Annotated in this window: 1 protein-coding gene; it reads right to left on the reverse strand. The window is 51.5% G+C overall.

Annotated elements, in window-relative coordinates; all coding sequences use genetic code 11:
- Window positions 1-148 precede the first annotated feature (148 nt).
- Entirely contained in the window at window positions 149-1,129 is a 981-nt protein-coding gene (locus K0778_RS26215) for an IS5-like element ISEc68 family transposase (RefSeq protein ID WP_000082736.1), read from the reverse strand.
- Between the last annotated feature and the right edge of the window lie 68 nt (window positions 1,130-1,197).

A 1,197-nucleotide genomic window follows, 5' to 3' on the forward strand; every position in this document is an offset into this window, starting at 1 on the left:
GGAAGTTGCGATTAAGTGGTCCGCAGCTCCCGATATGACGCCCCAAACCGTCCTTTATCGACGTCCTGTGGCTCAATTTTCCAATTTTCAGCCCAAAATCGTCTCTTCGTGGCTGATTTTGGCCCTGTTTCAGGCCAATTTCCTCATTTCAGGTAGATCTCGCCTGTGCCCGTATCAATTGGTCAACTCGAACCAGGTTCGCCAGGGTGAATAACATCGCCAGTTGACTGTCATTTTTAGCCAGCCCCTTGTACCTGGCTTTGACGAAACCAAACTGACATTTTACTATCCGAAATGGATGCTCAACCTTCGCTCGGATACTCGCTTTCAGGTATTCGTAACGGATGGCCAGCTTGTTCTTGCGCGGGTGTTGCTTCAATGCATTCACTTTGCCGGGACGCTTGGCGATAAGCCAGTCTGCGCTGACATCGCTGAGCTCATCGCGCTTTTCGGCCCCCTGATAACCAGCATCGGCTGAGATAAATTCTTCATCGCCATGCAGTAACTTGCCAACCTGATTGAGGTCGTGCTCGTTAGCCGCCGTGGTCACCAGACTGTGGGTCAGGCCACTTTTGGCGTCCACGCCAATGTGCGCTTTCATGCCGAAGTACCACTGGTTACCTTTCTTGGTCTGGTGCATGTCTTCATCACGGCTGTTGTGTTTGTTTTTGGTAGAGCTGGGGGCTTGAATGATGGTGGCATCCACCAAGGTGCCCTGGGTCATTAGAACGCCACACTCTGCTAGCCAGTGATTAACGGTACTGAAGATTTTGCGGGCCAGTTCATGCTGCTCCAGCAAATGCCGGAAATTCATGATGGTAGTGCGGTCTGGAATGGCTTTATCCAGTGACAGGCGAGCAAATTGGCGCATGGAGGCGATTTCATAGAGGGCATCTTCCATGGCCTCATCGCTCAGGTTGTACCATTGCTGCATGCAGTGAATACGCAGCATGGTTTCCAGCGGATAGGGCCTGCGACCATTACCGGCCTTGGGATACACAGGCTCGATAACGCCAAGTAATTTGTCCCAGGGAAGCAAGTCATCCATTCTGCCAAGGAAAACTTCTTTGCGGGTCTGGCGGCGTTTACTGGAAAACTCACTGTCGGCAAAAGTCAGTTGCTGGCTCATCCGGTTACTCATTCTGGGTTCAGGTTACAACACGATGATCTCACATCTCGGACTTATTCGCACCTTCC

It is taken from the genome of Escherichia sp. XD33, assembly GCF_019375075.1.
Classification (GTDB): Bacteria; Pseudomonadota; Gammaproteobacteria; order Enterobacterales; family Enterobacteriaceae; genus Enterobacter; species Enterobacter flexneri_A.

Coding starts and splice junctions, on each gene's coding strand:
- K0778_RS26215 (WP_000082736.1), bottom strand. CDS start 1,129: ATGAGCCAGCAACTGACTTTTGCCGACAGTGAGTTTTCCAGTAAACGC.